This is a genomic window from Aquitalea denitrificans (assembly GCF_009856625.1).
Taxonomy (GTDB): Bacteria; Pseudomonadota; Gammaproteobacteria; order Burkholderiales; family Chromobacteriaceae; genus Aquitalea; species Aquitalea denitrificans.
On sequence record NZ_CP047241.1, the window covers coordinates 1,670,587 to 1,689,145 of the forward strand.

Below are 18,559 nucleotides of genomic sequence, written 5' to 3' on the forward strand. Positions count from 1 at the left end.
TTTGGTTTGGCTTGTATTGACAATCTGGTTTTAATTTTGTTTATATGTGTGTGCGTAAGCAAGAGGACTGATAGATATGGAGGTTTGGCGTTTATTATGTTGATTTTTTTTGATGCTGAGTTTACTGATTTTATTGATTGTGAGCTGATTAGCCTTGGCTTAATTAGTGAAGATGGTCAGTATGAGTTATATCTAGAAGTGCAAGACTTTGACCGTTTAAAATGCAATGCCTTCGTTCTGGCGGCCGTGTGTTCGTGCTTAGGTCGAATTGCTGATGCAGAGGTCAGCAAGGCGGACCTTAAAAATAGGTTGATGGCTTGGTTTGCTACGCTACCGCATAGCGTAACGGTTGCATGTGACTCACAACACGACCGGGATCTCCTCGCCGACGTGTTTGATGGGGATTGGCCAATAAACCTAGCTGGATGGCTTGATTTACGACCATTAGTGGATTCAAAAGCTTTTAATCGGGCTGTAGCGCACCATCACACAAAAGGCAGACCTTGGCATCATGCGCTATTCGATGCCCAGGCCCATCGGTTGGGGTGGTTGGCTTGGATGGCTGAAAGTGATACACGTGAAGGCTAGTTGGTCTGTACTGACCTTCTCACCATAAACAGCGGAATAAGTTGCTGGCCACAGCGATCTTTTCAGGCTTGGGAGGGCAATGAGATAATCCCTCAACCCCCAAGGGCTGTAATGGTGTTATTGAGCCGTCGCAGTAGATCATCGTATGTGATGATGTCCATCATATTCGCGTACTTGCGCTTGATGATCTCGAAGTCCAGCAGCTGACTATCAGTCATGTTGGTACCGCCGATCTGATCGCGTCCAACGATGATAATTGCCTTAGGGTTGGAGATCCGGATCTTCATTCCAGTCGGCAGTTCATTGGCATACTTTGTGGTGAGCGTGTTTTCACCTTTGACACCCCATTTCGACAAGTGGAAGAGGTACTTCTCGGCCTGCATGATACTGCCGCTCAACTCGGAGGTTGGGATGCTATTGCTTCGATAAAGGCTCTTGCGAAGGATTTTGTCATCGAACGGTTTCTTGACTTCGATAACATCAAGATTGCCACTGGCATCAATCAAGGCTATATCAATGTAACGATCGGTCTTCTTGGTGGGGTCGCTGTAGTAATCGTGGATAGTAATGTTCTCGAGTACTTTGATGTACTTCGGGAACAAAAGTAGCAGAAAAGACAGCATTAGCTGCTGCCACTCCCCCTCGGACCAATCCTTCTTGGTCTTCAAAGCATCGTCTATGAGGTCTCGGATCAAGGCGTATTTTTCAATCTCCAGCTTCTTCAGAGCATCCAAGTCGAGTTTAGTGACTTTGGAGAGAGAGGTCTTTTTGTTGAGATAGCTCTCATAGCGACCTCGTGCATCCTTCATGCCGTCTAGGTACTGGGAAAGAATCGTCTGAACACGTGCATCGGCATAGTGATCCAGTTCATAGGTGTTCGGGAATTTTTTGACCAGTTCCTCAAATACGTCTCTCGGAATTGCACCAGGGCGTGTTCCGCCAATTACGATAGGATCGGAGTGTTCTAGGAGGGCGGAGAGCCGACCAAAAATAGATACATTGCGTTCAGCAACAAAGATCGACCGCTTGAGCGTCACATCACGACTTATGAGCAAGTCGTTTTTGATATTGAGGACCCGCGCAGGGATCTTCACATAGCCATCGTCGAATGTTCCGAATTGAAACCGATACTCATAACCCTCGAAATCTTGGTTGGGTGTGGGAGGGTTTAGCAGATCCCCAAGTCTGAACGAGAATATTCGGGATATCCGCGTATTCTTCTTTGTCGTCAACTCATCCCAGACCCATTTGTTATCCGTTCCCAGATCCCCTTCGTATTCAAGTTCGACACCTGTAACCGTGATCTGAAATTTAAGCATGCTTCCCCCGGCACAAAAATCTGCGCTTCTACTTGTATCCAGCAAGCGACATCAGTGGACACTGGCTCACTAGCTTGCACTGGCAAACGCCAAATCAGAATTATGCCCAGGCGCAAAAGGACTACTCTGCTAAGAGCCGCCCTTCCGCAGATAGGCGAAACATCCATCTAGATGAGATAGCTTGACTCCGATGCCTGCCGGACAGTCTACGCGTGCAAATTGGCCTTAGCCCAGATGCTCAGCGCCTCGGATTACGGCCTCGGGGAATAGATTCTGCGCAACGATCGCGGTGCGGGCTGCTGCGACATCGGGCACAAAGACCACTACTGCCAGGTCCTTCATTGCACGCGAGCAGCACACATAGAAGAGGCGACGGGTTCGATCGAGTACGGACTCTTCACCTGCCGCTATGTTGGCTTCGTCCTTGTCCGAAAGCGGGACGTACCCAAGGTACTTCCCATACGAATACTGCCGAAAGCCTGCTTCCTCATCGTCGATGACGACCAATACGCGCTCAAATTGAGCTCCCTTCACTCCATGATGCGTAGCGAATGGCGACTCCTCTGTGAAGTAGCGCCGGTAGGCCCAGAGTTCGTCGACTCCGCATGCCAGGTAGGCTTGAACGTTCTCGAAGCCGCTGCTGCCGTCATCCACTGGCTCTGCAACCAGATGCATGGCAAAGCGGTCGTCGAGGCGCAGCAACTCGCTATCTCGCACATGCGTCAAGACATCTCGGATGGTCGCCTGCGATCCTGCTGCCAGTAGAGCAACAAGTCCGTCGAGCGCTTGCTGTAGCATTGTAAGAACGGGGGCCGTCGCTTGTCCTCGAAGCCGCGCTGGTTCAAGCCTTGGACATTCGCTGCGCAAGGTCGATATAACTGTGAACCGATCGCCCGATCGCGCTGCTACAACGAGTGGGAGTATGTGTTGGACAAGTGGACGGAGCGGCCAGGCTGTGCCATCGCTCAGCCCTTCACTCAGACTCATAGGGGCTCGGTCATTGAGAGCAGCATACAGATTAGGGAACCCGAGCCGGTTGGCTGCCATACGGTGCACCAGCACAAGCAGGCGGGCATCGCCTTCACGCACGTCGCTTAGCCACAGGCCGTCTCCGGTTTCAGCGGCTAGCCACTGCCTAATGGCCGCGAGGCGTGCACTCCGCTCCGTATCCGCCGGTAGGATGAACAGATTGGAGGTACCGGTAACCAGCTGCTCGATGCCATCAACGTTTATCGTCCGACCACGCACCTGCTCCAGGCCGTCGCCAGTAGTGCGGATTGCATTGATGACCCCAAGTACCGATGTCGGGCACCGGAAGTTCTCGGGCTTTGTGATCTCCGCCCAGCCATCGCTCAGCGGGACAGCGCCTGCTCCGCTCATATAGATCTTCTGCATCGGGTCTCCAAAGAACCCGACGCACAAACCAGAATGTTCGCCTGCAATGTGCCGTAACGCCTCAACGACCTCCGGGTTGGTGTCTTGGCTCTCATCCACGAAGATGTAGGGAAAGCGCTTAGCGACGAGCTGCCTCAGCAGCGGATGTGCTGCGATACAGGCAGGAGTGAGCTTGAGGATATCGTCGTGGCCAAGAATGCCTTCGGCATAGCTGCTGCCGGTGCCGTAGACGAACCTCTCTACTTCACCGATCGCAGCCAGTTCGGCCTCGAGCTCCGCGATCTCCTGTTCGAGGCGGGCCTTCGTTCTCGCCTGAGTTCGAGGCTTGTCGTAGTGTGCGCGTCGCTCCGCGATCTTTTCGTCGATGCGGGTGGCTACCCAGGTCGCGATATCCGAATGGAACGGCCGGATGACTGACCACAAGAAACTGTGGATGGTCGAGATGTGGAATAGCGGCGAGACTCCGACGTCGGCCGAAATCTCACCGACGGCGATTTCGGTATATGTAATGCAGGCGATTTGCTGCCCGGCGCGGCGTAGGGCGGGACCGCGGGTCTCGGCTAGGTGCGCGATAGCCTTGATCAGCGAGGTCGTCTTCCCAGACCCCGCTCCGGCAACCATGACAAACGAGCGTGGCGGCGTCCGGTCGAGACACGCTCGAACATCTAGATCGGCTTGCGTGTCAGGACTGTCGATCCGGCTCGTCATACTGCTACCTCGTTGCCGGTGGCTGCCGGCTCTCTCTGGGGCGCCTCCTCGTGCGGCTGCTCCTCTTCTATATTATCGTCCGGCTCCGGCGGCGCGATCTCGGTCTCAAGCCAGCTCAGTCCCTCGGCGATATAGGTTGGGACCGACCAACTGCTCGGATCTTCGGCGAGCAAGGCGAGTGCGAAGTCGGTCTTGCTGAAGCTCTTAGCCTGCACGCGCTTGTGGATACGCTCCGCAAGCGTGGTCAGGTTCTTCTCGTCGGCCTTAGCGATGCGGAGCTGAAGCGGGTTACGGTTCCTGTTCTGGCACCATTCAAGATTTTCGAGCGCGAACGCTTCTTCCAGCGTGCGCCCGGCGAGCGCCAGGGTTTCTCCACCCCAAGTGACATCGGTCTGGCACTGATAGGCAACGCGTACCAAAGCGTCATTGTCGCTCGTCCTCGCCTGGATCTTCTGCTCAGCCGTTGCCTCCCACAGAGCTGCGACCGTGTCGCATTTCGGTAGCCATTGGAGCAAAGTCTGGTTGGACGTCGCCGCGCCCGGATGACCGGCGATGCACGCCTTCCCGGGCTTCTCCGCTGCCATAGGCAACTCCTCCTCGTCATCGTCTACGTCCTCAGCGTCGGCGACGGCAACGTGCGGGTTCTCGGTAGCTGGCTCCGCAGCTTCCGGTTGATCGCCATCCTGCCCCTGTGGACCGAACACGCTGTCGAGATCCGTGATGATGAGCGTCGTCAGTCCGAGAAACTCGATCAGCGTTTTGAATCGGTAGCCGAATGCCCCGCCGATCTCAAGAACAGTGAGATAGGTCGATTGCAGCCGCGGCGCGGCATTGGTGATCATCTGCGGCAATAGCAGCCGTTCGACATTGCCTTCGACCAGTACGGCGCCGTCGGCGAAGAATAGATCGCAGTGAGCGAGTTTCAAATAGCGCTCGAGGAAGCTCCGGATGTCCGGATCGGTGCTGTCGTAGAAAACCGAGAGGTTGAGCACATCTGATGTCGACGCATTCTGCGTACGGCTTCGACGAAAATAGCGGATCGGCCGGAAGCCACGTTCGTAAAGAATATGAGTCGAGTGGGTTGTAACGACGACCTGGCTCGTATAGTGCGTGCGGTCCTCGCCCTCGAGCGTCAGAATGCCCATCACCTTGCGGATGAATGCCTGTTGAAGCTGGGCATGGAGGTGCGCCTCGGGCTCCTCGATAAAGATCAGGTGGACCGGTGGACGGTTTTCCTCAATCGCCAGCCATTGGGCGTGGAGGTCGAGCAGCTCGACGACCATGAAAATAAGATTTTTGAAACCGAGGCCGTTATATCGATCCGGCAAGGTTGGCGGGTTGGGATTCCCGTCATCGGCTCCCAATGCATAATGGACGATTGCACCATCCCGGCCGCTCATGATCTGGGCTGGGTCTAAGGCTGAGCGGATCATCATGCGCGGGTTTGAGAGGCCCGGATAACCGAGTTTTGACAAACTCTTGAGCGTTGGCTCGAACACTCGTTCGAGATGCTCATTAAGTGAGGCTTCGGATGCTGCGAGAGCGCGCAACGCCTCGATATCTTCGCCTTTTTGTTCGAGGTTGCGGCCGTAGAAGCGACTGAGCACCCGGGAGAGATCCTCCGCACGAGAGCCACCTGGACTGTCCGAGAGATGACGCTGCGCGTTCAAGAAGTCAATCTGGAGGAGACCATTCAAAATCTCACGACCGCTCCGGTCGCGGCCGGTGAGAGAAGCAGGATCATAGCCAGCCTCTGCGACCATCTTCGCATCGAACCGTACGGGATCGAGTACGAAATAGCGCAGCTCATATTCGTCATGTAGCCTGTCGCGAAGGAATTCACGCAGGTTACGCGGTGAGGGATCGAAGATGGGTGTTCCGTCTTCACCCTTAGGGACCGCATTGAGCACGCGCTGCCGCACTTCGACATAGCGGGCATGTGTCGCAGCAGGATTGCTGGGCACGTAGGCAACACGCATCCCCACCAGGTTGCCTTCCCATGCAAGACTGGGAAGAAGATCGATGACGCGGTGAACATCGTCCGGACCGATTTCGAACCAGACATCAATTTCCATCGTGGGAAGGCTCGCCCCACCTTCAGCCTCACCGAACGCAACGATATCGGCCCAAAGCTCGGCGCTAAAGTCGTGAATGTTGAAGCGGCCGCTGCCAGTGAACAGCTGGAGTGCGTGCCCTACCGATGTTTTGCCGCTGTTGTTGGCTCCGACAAAAATTGAAATATCGGAAGCAAGATCGATTACGACGTTTCGCAACCGCCTGAAATTCCGGACGGCCAGCTTCTTCAAATGCATCCTTACCCCCTGTTATTGGGCCATCCGGCTACTCAAAAGGCCAGCGTTCTTATGCCGGTTGAGATAATTATAATCACTTCTCATAGACAGAGAGGAAGCCGGATGTCATGTATTGCATGAACGCATGAATACAGCCCTTTTCGGCAGCACACCCAATCAACTTGGCGCTTGCTCTCCGCGTGACCGCTGAATAGCGCACTGCCACCGCACAAACGGCGCTTCCTGTCCGGCAGCAAAGGCCGATGATCTGCTGCTATTTACGGTGGTCAGGCAGCAGGTCGGCCCTAATAGATGGCAATGCCATTGTGATAATATGTTTGCTGTCAGCCAGAAGTGGGAATTCGTCGAATCGGGAGTAATGTCCGACTAAGGCTGCGGACATTGAGGTTCCCTTGAGTCCAATAAGCATCTTGTCATCGACAGCTGGTATCAGCATGATCGAATGTAGGTGGGATCTGCGACCTGAAAGCCCAAGAAGAACGGCGCCTCTGAAGGTAAGCGAGAACTAGTGATCATGTATCGTCGTAGGTAACAGTAATAGCAGAGGAGCTAGAAGGGTGGTTGATTTCAACAAGCTTAGGTCACAGTCCCAGCGGGCTGCACCGATAGATCCGCTTGAGATATTCCGGCGTATGCCCAAGCCGCAGGGCATCAATGACCTGTACACGAGTCAGGCCGAAGTGCTGGAAGCATGGTTCAAACGTAAGGATGAGCGGGATACTGTCGTGAAACTCCACACCGGCGGCGGCAAGACGCTGGTCGGCCTGCTGATGGCACAGTCCACGCTGAATGAACTGAAGGAGCCAGTGCTCTACTTGGCGCCGACGATCCAGTTGGTCAAGCAGACGCTAGAGAAGGCACATGCACTGGGGATCGCCGCCGTGCCCTACGTTCGAGGCAAACCGTTGGCGGACGACTTCGTGAACTGCAAGGCCATCATGGTGGCATCGTACAAGGCGCTGTTTAATGGCTTCAGCAAGTTTGGTATCCGAGGCAGCGGAATGCCAGTCAAGGCGGGAGCCGTGATCCTAGACGACGCACATGTTGCGTTCTCAGAAGTTCGTGAATCGTTCACGCTTGAAGTTAAGGCCAAGGATGACAGGGAACGGTACGACGGACTGTGCACGCTGTTCCGAGCCGCGTTCAAGAACATGGACAGACTAGGCACCTTCGACGATACCGTTTCTGGGCTCAGCAACGTGGTGGTCGAGGTGCCGTATTGGGCGTGGCACGAACAGATCGACGCAGCTCGCGGGCTACTGCGTGGCGATGGGGAAGATACCCCCTACGCTTGGCCGCTGCTACGTGACAACCTGCACCTTTGTCATGCCCTTATTAGCAGCGCCGCTTTTACGGTCACGTCGGTGCTTCCACTGGTCAACACTTTCCCGACCTTCGCCGATGCACAGCGCCGCATTTACATGTCGGCGACTATCGCGGATGACAGCGAGATCGTGCGCACATTCGATGCCGACCCCAGGCACGTCAACGAGGCCCTGACGTCGCGATCGCTGGCCGGCATCAGTGAGCGAATGATCCTGATCCCGAACCTAATGAAGTTCGACTTCAACGCGACCCAGGTCACGAAGGCACTACTCAAGCAGGTCGCAGACAACAACCTTGGTGCGGTTGTTCTCGTGCCATCAAACTTCGCAGCCAAAGCATGGGAGGACGTCGCGGAGTTTGCCGAGGGTTCGGACAAAGTCGAGGCAAAGGTCCAGGCATTGCAGGCGCGCACGACCAGTGGTCCGGTCGTTTTTGCAAACCGTTATGACGGCATTGACCTGCCTGGCGACTCCTGCAGGCTTCTCGTCATGGAAGGTCTTCCGGCTGGAACGTCCGACTATGAGCTGCTGCGTGCGGCCACTCTGTACGGTGGAGCAACCATCAGCCGCATGCTGGCGCAACGGATTGAGCAGGGCATCGGTCGCGGAGCACGCGGCGCGGGTGATCACTGTGTTGTGCTGCTTGTAGGTTCGGACTTGGCTGGCTGGATCGCCAAGGACGCCAACTTCAGGCTACTCACCAGTGCAACCCGCGCTCAGCTCGACATGGGTTCGACAGTTAGCAAGGAAGTGAAGGACGTCAACGATCTGGCCAGCACGATCACGATGAGCATCCGCCGGGATACCGGCTGGGTCGAGTACCATGCGGACACTCTTGCAGAGAACGTGACGCAGGAGACGGCCGATCCAAAGCGCTTTGACGTGGCTGCGGCCGAACGCAAGGCTTTCAACAACTGGGCCGATGGCTATTACGACAAGGCGATCGCCAAGTTGGATCAGGTGACGAGCGGCAAAGAGGCCCCGGACGATCAGACACGCGGCTGGCTGCTCCAGTTGGCGGGCCGGATTGCGCACAACTGGGGCCAGAATGACCGCAGCGACGAACTGCAGCGGTCTGCATTTAGCGTCAATCGCAACTTGTTGCGCCCACGTGTTATGCCGCCGTACCGGCCGATGCAGATGCCGGGAGCACAGGGCACCGCCATCGCGCACCAACTGCGTGGATACCGCATGCGACGCGGCTTGCTGCAGCAGTTCGAACAGGTGGTCTCGAAGCTCAATGCCAACGCCACTGCCAACCAGTTCGAGCAGGCCTTGGCGGACCTCGGAAGAATGATTGGCCTGTCGACAGAGCGTCATGATGATGGCGGCGAAGGGCCGGATGTGCTGTGGCTGCTGCCGACCAAGATTGCATGGATCTTGGAGGCCAAGAGCCGCAAGTTGGACAAGAACCCGTTGACCAAGGATGAGCATGGGCAACTGCTCGTCGCACAGCAGTGGTTTGACAAGAATTACGAGGGGTATACCTGCCTGCGCGTGGTCGTTCATCCGACGAACAAGGCGACTCCCGCAGCAGCAGCCCACGAAAGCTATGCATTGACTCTGGACCGCCTGACGGCATTGGTTGCCGATGCACGCGTACTGTTGACGGAGCTGTGCGAGTCTCAGCTCACCGACATCGAGTTAGAGGGGCAATGCCAGCAGTTGATCGAACGGTCGTCAATCCGTGCAGACAAACTGATGGGGTACCTAACGCTCTTCGTTGAAGGCTAGTTACAATTTATCTTCTGCCAGTGAAATACTACCGTAGTGATTGGCGGTCGTTTGCAGATAAAGAACTGACGGCACGGCCAAAAGTCCAGGCCACGGCTGTAATCAACTCGCACACTGTCAGAACATCATCCGGGATTGATTATAACCTGCGTAAGATCCTCGGCGATCAACTGGAGCCGGCTGAGCGAGCACAGATCTCGCTCGAATAGCTGAGTAGAGAAGTCGCTCAAGCAGCTGGTCCATCAATAGCACGTCGGCTAACCCAATAGAGTCTGCCCGACAAATCAGGGACTATCCGGCATGGTGACAGTAATTAATGCAAATTGTGACCGACAAACTGGCTTGGATATACGCGCATGGCTGTCATGATTCCCGCCTTACAGCCTCAGGAAACCGAAAGCCCTGGGGAGCCAACTGTCTACTCCCTACTAGAAAAAGGACTTTCGAGCGAATTCACTGTGATTCACAGCCTGCCGTGGCTTTGTTCGAAGATAAGAAATATCGACAAGAAGTTTGCACCAACTGGCGAGATAGATTTCCTTGTGATCCATCCCGACCTTGGTGTCCTAGCGCTAGAGATCAAAAGCGGCCACTATCGAATTGATGGTGTGACCTTCGTTAGGAAAGTCCCTGGCGCATCCAAGAATCCTGTTTCTCAAATCCGCAGGAATGTTCATGGACTGACGAATTGGCTGGGGGCAGATCCAGACTTGCACATCCGTTTTGGCTACGGATTCGTCTTCCCGGATAGTCGGTTCGGCGATGTGGTCATCAGCCCAGCATTGATCGATGTAAGTATCGATCCACCTCAGCGGATTTTTGTTGATCAGGAGCAGATGCCGAATCTGGCATCTCGGGTCCGCGAAATGCTCGCATATTGGAATTCGGCTGGAGGTACTCACCGACTAGGTAAAGAAAAGACCCGCCGGCTGATAGATACCCTATGTCCAAAATACGACGGCACCCCATCTTGGGGGATGCGCGTTATGTATGACAACCATCTGTGGCTGCGGCTCACCAGGGAACAAAGTGAAGTTCTTAATAAAGCTAGTGCCGCTCAGCGAATGGTAATCACGGGTTGGCCGGGAACAGGAAAAACTCTAATTGGCTCCGAACTTGCCGGCCGTGCGGCAAATTCTGGAAAAAGAGTGCTTTTCATCACCTACAACAATCTGCTTCGTGATGCGTTACAGAGTCAATTGTCCTTTTGTGAAAGAAATTGCGATGTCATGACTTGGCACGGGCTTTGCGGCGAAGCTCGTCGAAGAATCGAGTGCCCTCCCGAAAGTTCCGACAACTGGCTAAGTACAACGTGTTTGGACGATCTCCGCGCTGCTATCGAGGCCAACGCCATGCAAGACTATGATCTGCTGGTGCTAGATGAAGCACAGGCACTACGACTTGAATGGGTACAGACATTGGAAGCATGGTTTAAGGGCAAGCGAATCATTGCTTTCTGTGACGAGACTCAAGTTTTTAAGTTCGAGCAAGAGACCGCAAACCTTGAGCAACTATCTCAAGCAATCGGCACCACCCCATTCAACTTGACCATGGTGTTGCGAATGCCCAAGGCGGTAACCGAGCGTTTACTCGCCTATCGTCCACCTAACTTTCAGCTTCTCACCCCTAGACCATATAACCCCGACGCATTACAAGAGCGAGTAATCCCCAATTGGTCCGAGGCGCTTTCAGCAGTCCTTGATGAATTGATCACACAGGATCTTCAGGGGAGGGATGTTGTGGTATTGACCCGTTTCCCTCCAAACCAATCCTCTCCTAAATTGGCTGAAATCATATCAAGAGCGGGAGTCAGGCATGAAAGCATTGCGCGATTCAGAGGTGTGGAATCTCCCGCGGTCATCGTCCTAGGCGGCGACGAGATGGACGACGTGGAGCTTTTTTGCGCCTATTCTCGCGCAACGACTGTTTGCGTGGCCCTGTATAAGGCGGAAGATCTGGCCTGGAAAGCAAGCGGATCATTCCATCAGTTGCTTCTTAAAAATGAACACATCTGTGCTCTGACGCAAGAAGCAAAGCATCAATCGCTCACGTCAACCCTGATGGCGAACCATATGGGTAACAGTATCCGTGGAGTAGAAACTATTCGTCTTGCCTGGTCGTCTGCTTGGCACACATGGCTTGTGGAATTGAAAGAAAATTGTGATCCAGGTGAAACCTGGATCGACTACCTCGTGACGGAATACCCTTGGCCGGTTTTGTACTGGTATGCCGATGCTCGCCGTAGGATCTATCTAGCCTCACCACTTGACGGACTCGACAATGACATAGAGGTTAGGTCTTTCCAGCCGATGCTTTGCCCTGTGTGTCGCCAGCAGTCCCCGTATGAAAGTCAAAGTGACCAGTGCATCTTTTGTGTAGGAAGGCTGACAATAGATGCTACAGAGCCTTCCCCAAAGGAGTTCAGCAAGATTGCGGATCAAGATGCAACTATAAGGAGATTGGCGAACGGTGATGCAGAGGGCAGCTCGATAAGCAACTTGCCTGTGCCGTTAATTGCGGTTGGGGCCCGGTTGTATGGTCAAGCACATAGGCGACGCAACACAGTGCCGAAGGAGGAACTTCCCTCCCGAAACGTGCTGTATAGAATAGCTCTGGCATTCATCTATTCTCGGGTCGACTTCCTAAGGCAGGGGGTAAGCCTCAGCCGCGTGGTATTAACGGATAAGCTATACGGAAATTACGAATCATTGCAGGCTGTTCCATTTAAGCGCTGGGAGATGTGGATGGCATCAGCTTTTTCGACCTGCAGTCACAGCAAGAAGCTCCTCATTAGAGTACAGAAAGGCATCTTTGTGCCTGCTGATGATGAGCAAGTTGAGCCTCCCACGCGCTGACCCAATCATAGGGCAGGGCTGCCCACTGGAACTGGAACAGTCCCGTCCACTGGAATGGCAAGTTCAGCTACGGGATTTGGTTCTACTGCACCCGTGATGGATTGCGGTCGACGCTGACCAGGCGCAAGTACGAACTGACGGAGAGCCTGCTCGAACTCGGATCCGTATGACAGCTGCTCAATGTGGGTCAATAGATCTGGCCCTGCGTGGAACCATTCGTTGCGGCAATGAAGGGCCTCGAACTTGGCGTGCAGCTTCTTTTCGAGTGCTTCATCGCCTATCTGAAAACCGAGAAAGACCAACTCCTGGCTTGATGCATTTGCCAATGTCTTGAGCCGCTGTACTGGATGACCAGTAGTAAAGCCGATCTTGATACGCCTTAGCTCTGCTTCCTGCACGAAATACACGTACCCGGCGCGATTAGATCGTTGGTGAGTCACAGTTATCTCCCAGCTGCCTAACGGGGTTTAAGCCGTCGGTACTCTCGCACGGCTGTTACTGCCTATGTTGCAAAGCCAACTTGGCACACATTTCTTCGACCCAGCGGCGTACCCAAGCCCTATCTTCCCCGCTTAGTTCATTTAACTTTTCTACTAAGTCCTGCGCCTGATCGACGGACCTTCCAGAGCTGGAGCGGATCAAGCTAGTAATGGGCACCGCTAGGACATCTGCAATACGCATTAAGCGTGACAAGGAAGGTAACGTTACTCCCCGCTCTAACCGGCTGATGCTCTCTTGCTCGACACCGATGACATCAGCCAACTTTTCTTGCGTCAGTCCTTTTGCACGCCTTGCATCTGCAATTGCTCGCCCTAGGCTTCTGGCAAATTCCTTCTCATTCTGTTCAGTCACTGAAACGACGCCTGATGTCTGTTAACCACAGGAATGGTGGTCTTGTTAGCGTCTTCTGGTAACATCTTCATGTGTGGCATTGCCACAAATTACGTTCTATTTGTCGTGCAGTGCATCGCGAGAATGGCGTTGTGCCGCAATTTGAAGGAATTACTGATGTTGTTAACCACGCCCGGTTGGGCAGAGGAGCAGCCCACGCGGCGACGGTTAGTTCAACCCTACCAGCCATGGCGCTGTATAGGGGTTTCCTCTGAGTCGCCATGTTTCTTGGTCGAGTGTCGTCGCGATCAGCGCGATGAGCCAGAATTGCTGAATAGCTTCCTGGTGCCGTCCCCCGAGCATCTGTTGGAGGTAGTCGGCCAATTGTGTGGTGGAGCCTACCGAGTGTATCGGCTGCACGTGTCAGGTGGTGGCGACGAGGTTAGTCGGCTTGAACTGATCCATGCCATCAGAAGTTACAGTGTTAACGGAGTGACTTGGTTCTGCCACATCGGGATTGACGGGGTGGCTCAACCTTGCTTGCCTTGGCAACCCAGGCCGGATGATAGAGCCAAGTGGTCTACTGAATGGACTTGTGAACCGGTGCTTGATGCTTCCGCTGTCTATGACAGCCGTCCCATGTACGCCCGTACCAGCCGTGAACTCTGATGCTTACTTGTACTGCGCCGTGCTTGCCAAATCGATCTATCTAAATGGCTGCGCGCACCCATAGAACCCACAAAGACGAGAAGTGGAGCTGCTGATCAAGACTTGGCCGCCCCACTTTTTCCTTCATTATTGTTCAGGAATTTCTCATGAGTCTGATTGCCAATACTTTCCGTGTGGCGCTGTGTGGTGGGTTGACCGCCACGGTTCAAGCAGCTGAACTCCCATGGTGCATGTTGCCGACACCTGATTGGGTTGTCCTGGCATATGAAAACGAAGGGAAACAGCCCCAGGGTGTAAAGCAAATGGTCGAAACGTTGTACGAAACAGGCTTCAAGCCAAATGTCGGCCTAGTTGGGAAGAAGAAAAAAGTTTCGCAGGACAAGTACGACTTTGACGTGTATGGCCGACTCGTGCGTCGGAGCCGTGCTGGTGATCAACCAGACCAGTTTAACTACGACACATTAGGGCGTCTGACCACCTATCTAAACCGGCCCGTGACCTATCAGGATGATTACCACTACACCATCAACGGTGGGGATCAGCTGGATTCTGAAGCCGTAACGGTGACTCAGCTTAACGATGGGATGTGGCAGAAAACCTCGATCACTACCGCGGTTTATGATCCGAGCCGCCGTTATAAGGTAGGTGAGAGAGAAATAACGATGTATGGGCGTGACTGTCAGTTGCAGACACGCCAATGGGAAATGACCCCCGGGCCTGGTGGCGGCCCGCTGCAAATCGAGACCGCAACAGGGCGGTATGCATTGAATCGGCGCCTGAAAATGCGCTCGGCTTGGCTACGCACACCGCTGTCCGATGGCAATTGGAAACAGAGTACTTTCACTGAAGTGTTTATCGACGGTCAATGGCAGCGTTGGGCGGCGATGCCGTCTTTGGTCAAGGAGTACACCCCACAAGGTGAAATCCGCTCCGAGCATCAATTGGACCAGCAAGGTCAGGTTAATTTGCGCCAAATTTACGCTTTTCTACCGGACAGCCGCGGAAACAACATGCGAAAGATCCTGGTGAAGGAATACGATGAGCGTAAAGACGGCTCCTTTGGTGCCATGGTTTGGGAACGCAAGTACATCTACTATTAATCATGCTCAGGTCGGTGTTGCGTTAAAAAATCCCCATAGATGGAAAGTTCTCCCAGGTAACATCAAGTAAATAACATCACGACAGCATGGCGAACAGAACCGTACAGCACTTGATGCAAGCTGCTCCACGTGGACAGCCACTCGATACTGACATGTTGCGTGACTTCGGTGTCAGCCCTGCGCAGGCGACCTACATGGTGAAAGCCGGCTGGCTACAGCGGCTCTCGCGTGGGGTCTACTTGCTCACAGGGGACCGTCCATCTAGGGATGGCATCATCGCCTACTTGGCCCGACATATCCCTGGGTTGCATGCGGGTGGTAAAACAGCGTTGGACTGGCAGGGGGTGAGGCATAACATCGCATTTCGCGAGCGAGTCCAACTATGGGGTCGTCAGTCCTATGACTTTCCGCCCTGGGTTGCCGAGAACATTCTGTATTCCTACCAAACCACTAGGCTATTTGATGACGGTTTTCCAGATGAGCATGGACTCAAACCATTGCCCAACGGAAATTCGAATGTGCGGGTATCTGTACCGGAGCGGGCTTTGCTTGAGCTGGCCAGCGATATCGGCAAAGGGCAATCGCTTGAAGAAGCACGCAATATCGTGGTGACATTGCGCAATATCCGGCCACAGATACTGGACGAATTCCTATCGCATTGTCAGCGGGTCAAGGTCGTAAGGCTAGTACGTGATCTAGGCTTATGGAGTGAATATCCCTGGGCGCAGAATCTTCAAAAGCATGTTGATCGGCTTGGTTCTGGGAAACGTTGGTCAAATAGAACTCGGGATGGCGAACGGCTGACGTTGAAACCTTAGCGCTAAGCGATGACGCTATGCCAATACTGAATGGCTGAAGTTTGGCCAACGTGGTCATTGCCTTAACAATGAAGAAAAGCTGCTTCAGCTTTCGGAACTAGTGGCCCTTAATATGATTCTGAGCAGAAGACTGTGACCCCAAAGACGGCGGTAGGAGGGAATCAAGCAATAAATGCGGGACGCGGTCCCGGCCAGTCATCCTCCTCCATCTGTATGGCCAAATCTGCATCTGTAATCCGCCGCAAGCTTGATGCTGCAACAAACTGCACACCGAGGGCCAGTCGGATTACCTGAAGTCGCTTCAGCCCTGCGGGTTTATAACGGCTAGCAACATAGGGTGGCAGACTCGCAACGACTGCTTGAACGCGGGCGTCGTCCCGATGTGGCCGTGCCACCGCCATACGCTGGGCTAGGGAGACCAAATTATGGCCATCCCTGCCTTTGAAGGAATCCGAGGCAATGCCATCCCATACCAAAGCAGCTTTCATCGATAGTTCCGCTACCATGCAGATCGGCTGGATCACAGAGTCGTGACTGAAGGTGGAGGGAAGAGTATTCGCAGCATCCTCAAGATTAGATCGCGACATTTGCCAAAGTGTCAGCGCATCTGGATTGGCATGTACGAGATTATTTAGCCCCATGGTGAAATCATGAAGGTCAGCTGAGGCAAAAGCGACCTCGGCAGCGATCACCAGATCCTGTCTACACCAATTCCACCACTCCTTGGCGCTAGAGAAACCTGCCATCTGCCATGGTTCCAATGTAACAGTACCGAATACGATTGGGAAAAGAGCTTTCCGAACTTGGTCAATGGAAGCGATTACCCCAATCCCAGCTCCAGGCCAACTTGTCTCAACTTCGGGAACCATAGCAGCATAAGCATCCATGATGCGCTTGACATCCGGGTTGCCGACAGCGCTCATTACAAAACCAGAGCCGAGCAACTCCATTGCAGCCCGAAAAGGGCGTTGATGGACGACGATACCTTCTTCCGCATATTTCCGATCTAGTCGGCGAAGGTCATTAAGTGTCCATGCGCTCATAAAAAGCTACCTGTAGGCCGTTGGTGAGGTGTTCCAGGAAGAAAGCTCAACGTTCTTTGGAGATAGAAACGCTGGCATGGTATGTGGTTGCATATGGAATACGTGAGATACCACCTTCTGCCGGAAAGCTGCAGCTAATGCAGCCGAAAAGTTCGCCACATTCGCGGTAACCTGTTCTTGTCGTAGTAGGCGTCGCCAGTGCGGTCGGCTATCGTGGGGCGACTCCCAGCTCAGGAGGTCGACGAGGGCCGTGTGGGCGAATTGTATTCCATCGTCCCCGGCGACAAAGTGCAGATGAATGTGCGAGTCGGTGTGGTCCTCCTTCTTCTTCAGAGCCCATGCGGTGAACAGCGATTGAACTTCGCCATCGAGATACTCCCGGCAGTTTCCTTCACGATTGGTAAAGACCACGTTATCGATTACCGTTGCCCACTGCTCCGTGAGGCCGTCATCGGTCTTCTCGGTAGCGAGTATCTGACAGACTGAGCCGCGTCCAGCCTCCGCTTGCATTGCTCTGTTAGATCTTGTTCAAAACCACAAACCTTCGCAGGTCACTTCCCTGGCGGTATTTATTTGTATACGAACTTATAGGGGATGATGCAGTACCCAATAATATCTGGCTGAATTTTCAAGTCATATACATGGATATCTAAATTATTTTCTTTGATTCCTGGGGTTGCCAAGGTTTCAAATCTTACGGCAAAGACTACCCCGTCTTCAGTTGCACCTCGCTTGCTGTACCAATGACTCAGGGAGTAATTACTCTGTTTTGCATATGAAACAGATGAGAGAGGTGGAAAGGATTTGAACCCACCGCTGATAATTGATTCTAAATTCTTCAGTGATGTGCCGTGAAAATGGACAAGAGGGTCATCTTCAACTATTTTTGGAAAAATTTTGTAGCCATTTTCTTCGTTAGGGCATGGGAATTCGTAAATATTCATGATGGTACTCATCAAGGATTGAATGTATTTGATCCATATTTCAGTAGGGAGGGGTAAGTTAAGCTCGGATTTTTGCGAGTCTGACAGTGCCTACTTATTTTCTTCTTATTAGAGCAGCACTTCTCGTGAATTCACCATTAAATTCTGGTACTTGTGCAAGTATGTAGTTCTTTAGTATTTCAAAATCATCCGGGGTTGTTGACGGCCCTAGCATAAAATTGGCAGTACGAAGTTTGTTAACATCATAAAGCATGTCGATATTTTCGATATCTGTTTTCATTTTATTCCATATTGATTCCAAATGATTTGTATAAGGCGTTTCACTCGGGCGGCGGTTGGCATATGCAATTGGGGTCGCCTGAATTAGAAACCTGCATTCATTTTGGAAGTCCCATACGCTTCTCTTGGTTGTACCGAAAGATTCAATAAAATCATCTGAGAACATGCCCCTCACATTTTTTGTCATTGAGAGTAAGGGCTCCGTTCTGTAATCAACCCTACTTAAAAAAACAGGATTACCGCCACCTCTGAATATGGGGTAGCATGCTGATTTACCATTTACATGGTTTGTTATCTGATGATATTTATTTGTTGATAGCTTTAAAATATCACTATCTACTTCAATCCTAACTGCAAACCGATCTTTTACGTACATTGCCCAAAGGGGGAGTTTTTCATCGCAGTCGTATGTCCAACAACTGGCGAAAAAGTATGGTGATAGATATCCAAAATCGGTTGTGAATCCTTCTTCTGCATCATCAACATTTTTTAATGAGTTAAATCTAATTGTTTTGTTTTCAATGATTAGCTTTAGGGTTTCAAAGCTAGTGTAGTGACAAATTCTTTTCATATATATTAATGTATCAGATAATGATATTGCATATGTGTTTTAGTTCGCGGCCCGCGTGTATTTTTCCG

The 18,559-nt window shown here is 52.9% G+C and carries 13 protein-coding genes; 5 read left to right on the plus strand and 8 right to left on the minus strand.

Going from position 1 to position 18,559, the window contains the following annotated elements; genetic code table 11:
• The first annotated feature begins 96 nt into the window (after positions 1 to 96).
• Complete coding sequence (locus tag GSR16_RS07630) at positions 97 to 588, plus strand: hypothetical protein (RefSeq protein ID WP_159876083.1); 492 nt, start codon at positions 97 to 99, stop codon at positions 586 to 588.
• Positions 589 to 680: 92 nt separating this feature from the next.
• Here the strand turns inward: GSR16_RS07630 and GSR16_RS07635 are convergent, their stop codons facing one another.
• The 3 genes from GSR16_RS07635 to GSR16_RS07645 all read right to left on the minus strand — a co-directional run bounded on the left by GSR16_RS07635 (position 681) and on the right by GSR16_RS07645 (position 6,322).
• Positions 681 to 1,907 (minus strand): Shedu immune nuclease family protein, encoded by a 1,227-nt coding sequence (locus GSR16_RS07635; protein WP_159876085.1) that lies wholly within the window; start codon positions 1,905 to 1,907, stop codon positions 681 to 683.
• A gap of 225 nt (positions 1,908 to 2,132) precedes the next feature.
• On the minus strand, positions 2,133 to 4,010 hold the full coding sequence (locus GSR16_RS07640) for a UvrD-helicase domain-containing protein (protein ID WP_159876087.1): 1,878 nt from the start codon (positions 4,008 to 4,010) through the stop codon (positions 2,133 to 2,135).
• Complete coding sequence (locus GSR16_RS07645) at positions 4,007 to 6,322, minus strand: ATP-dependent nuclease (RefSeq protein WP_159876089.1); 2,316 nt, start codon at positions 6,320 to 6,322, stop codon at positions 4,007 to 4,009. Before GSR16_RS07645 ends, GSR16_RS07640 begins: the two co-directional genes overlap by 4 nt.
• Before the next feature lie 632 nt (positions 6,323 to 6,954).
• Here GSR16_RS07645 and GSR16_RS07650 point away from each other — a divergent pair.
• Both GSR16_RS07650 and GSR16_RS07655 read left to right on the plus strand, forming a co-directional pair.
• Positions 6,955 to 9,381 (plus strand): DEAD/DEAH box helicase, encoded by a 2,427-nt coding sequence (locus GSR16_RS07650; RefSeq protein ID WP_205677517.1) that lies wholly within the window; start codon positions 6,955 to 6,957, stop codon positions 9,379 to 9,381.
• A gap of 356 nt (positions 9,382 to 9,737) precedes the next feature.
• Positions 9,738 to 12,236: a DNA/RNA helicase domain-containing protein gene (locus GSR16_RS07655; RefSeq protein WP_159876093.1), complete on the plus strand. Its 2,499-nt coding sequence runs from the start codon at positions 9,738 to 9,740 to the stop codon at positions 12,234 to 12,236.
• Between the two features lie 5 nt (positions 12,237 to 12,241).
• On the opposite strand, the gene GSR16_RS07660 is transcribed toward GSR16_RS07655, so the two are convergent.
• Together GSR16_RS07660 and GSR16_RS07665 are read right to left on the minus strand one after the other, a co-directional pair.
• On the minus strand, positions 12,242 to 12,676 hold the full coding sequence (locus tag GSR16_RS07660) for a GIY-YIG nuclease family protein (protein WP_159876095.1): 435 nt from the start codon (positions 12,674 to 12,676) through the stop codon (positions 12,242 to 12,244).
• A gap of 55 nt (positions 12,677 to 12,731) precedes the next feature.
• Positions 12,732 to 13,088 carry a helix-turn-helix domain-containing protein gene (locus GSR16_RS07665; protein ID WP_159876097.1) on the minus strand — a complete coding sequence of 119 codons (357 nt, stop codon included), beginning with the start codon at positions 13,086 to 13,088 and terminating at the stop codon, positions 12,732 to 12,734.
• Between the two features lie 794 nt (positions 13,089 to 13,882).
• Between GSR16_RS07665 and GSR16_RS07670 the strand changes: the two genes are divergently transcribed.
• Positions 13,883 to 14,836 (plus strand): hypothetical protein, encoded by a 954-nt coding sequence (locus tag GSR16_RS07670; protein ID WP_159876099.1) that lies wholly within the window; start codon positions 13,883 to 13,885, stop codon positions 14,834 to 14,836.
• 86 nt (positions 14,837 to 14,922) lie between these two features.
• Positions 14,923 to 15,654, plus strand: a complete 732-nt coding sequence (locus GSR16_RS07675; protein ID WP_159876101.1) for a type IV toxin-antitoxin system AbiEi family antitoxin domain-containing protein — start codon at positions 14,923 to 14,925, stop codon at positions 15,652 to 15,654.
• 161 nt (positions 15,655 to 15,815) lie between these two features.
• Here GSR16_RS07675 and GSR16_RS07680 read toward each other — a convergent pair whose 3' ends face one another.
• The 3 genes from GSR16_RS07680 to GSR16_RS07690 form a co-directional block, all read right to left on the minus strand.
• On the minus strand, positions 15,816 to 16,697 hold the full coding sequence (locus GSR16_RS07680; RefSeq protein WP_159876103.1) for a hypothetical protein: 882 nt from the start codon (positions 16,695 to 16,697) through the stop codon (positions 15,816 to 15,818).
• 569 nt (positions 16,698 to 17,266) lie between these two features.
• Positions 17,267 to 17,641, minus strand: coding sequence for a PARP domain-containing protein (locus GSR16_RS07685; RefSeq protein WP_159876105.1), 375 nt, complete (start codon positions 17,639 to 17,641; stop codon positions 17,267 to 17,269).
• Between the two features lie 94 nt (positions 17,642 to 17,735).
• A complete protein-coding gene (locus GSR16_RS07690; protein ID WP_159876107.1) occupies positions 17,736 to 18,491 on the minus strand; it encodes a hypothetical protein in 756 nt (251 codons plus the stop codon).
• Positions 18,492 to 18,559: the final 68 nt, after the last annotated feature.

What these genes read in the sequence shown, in the direction of transcription:
- GSR16_RS07675 (WP_159876101.1), top strand. Translation starts at nt 14,923, where the DNA reads ATGGCGAACAGAACCGTACAGCACTTGATGCAAGCTGCTCCACGTGGA.
- GSR16_RS07690 (WP_159876107.1), bottom strand. Translation starts at nt 18,491, where the DNA reads ATGAAAAGAATTTGTCACTACACTAGCTTTGAAACCCTAAAGCTAATC.
- GSR16_RS07635 (WP_159876085.1), bottom strand. Translation starts at nt 1,907, where the DNA reads ATGCTTAAATTTCAGATCACGGTTACAGGTGTCGAACTTGAATACGAA.
- GSR16_RS07640 (WP_159876087.1), bottom strand. Translation starts at nt 4,010, where the DNA reads ATGACGAGCCGGATCGACAGTCCTGACACGCAAGCCGATCTAGATGTT.
- GSR16_RS07670 (WP_159876099.1), top strand. Translation starts at nt 13,883, where the DNA reads ATGAGTCTGATTGCCAATACTTTCCGTGTGGCGCTGTGTGGTGGGTTG.
- GSR16_RS07680 (WP_159876103.1), bottom strand. Translation starts at nt 16,697, where the DNA reads ATGAGCGCATGGACACTTAATGACCTTCGCCGACTAGATCGGAAATAT.
- GSR16_RS07645 (WP_159876089.1), bottom strand. Translation starts at nt 6,322, where the DNA reads ATGCATTTGAAGAAGCTGGCCGTCCGGAATTTCAGGCGGTTGCGAAAC.
- GSR16_RS07650 (WP_205677517.1), top strand. Translation starts at nt 6,955, where the DNA reads ATGCCCAAGCCGCAGGGCATCAATGACCTGTACACGAGTCAGGCCGAA.
- GSR16_RS07685 (WP_159876105.1), bottom strand. Translation starts at nt 17,641, where the DNA reads ATGAATATTTACGAATTCCCATGCCCTAACGAAGAAAATGGCTACAAA.
- GSR16_RS07630 (WP_159876083.1), top strand. Translation starts at nt 97, where the DNA reads ATGTTGATTTTTTTTGATGCTGAGTTTACTGATTTTATTGATTGTGAG.
- GSR16_RS07655 (WP_159876093.1), top strand. Translation starts at nt 9,738, where the DNA reads ATGGCTGTCATGATTCCCGCCTTACAGCCTCAGGAAACCGAAAGCCCT.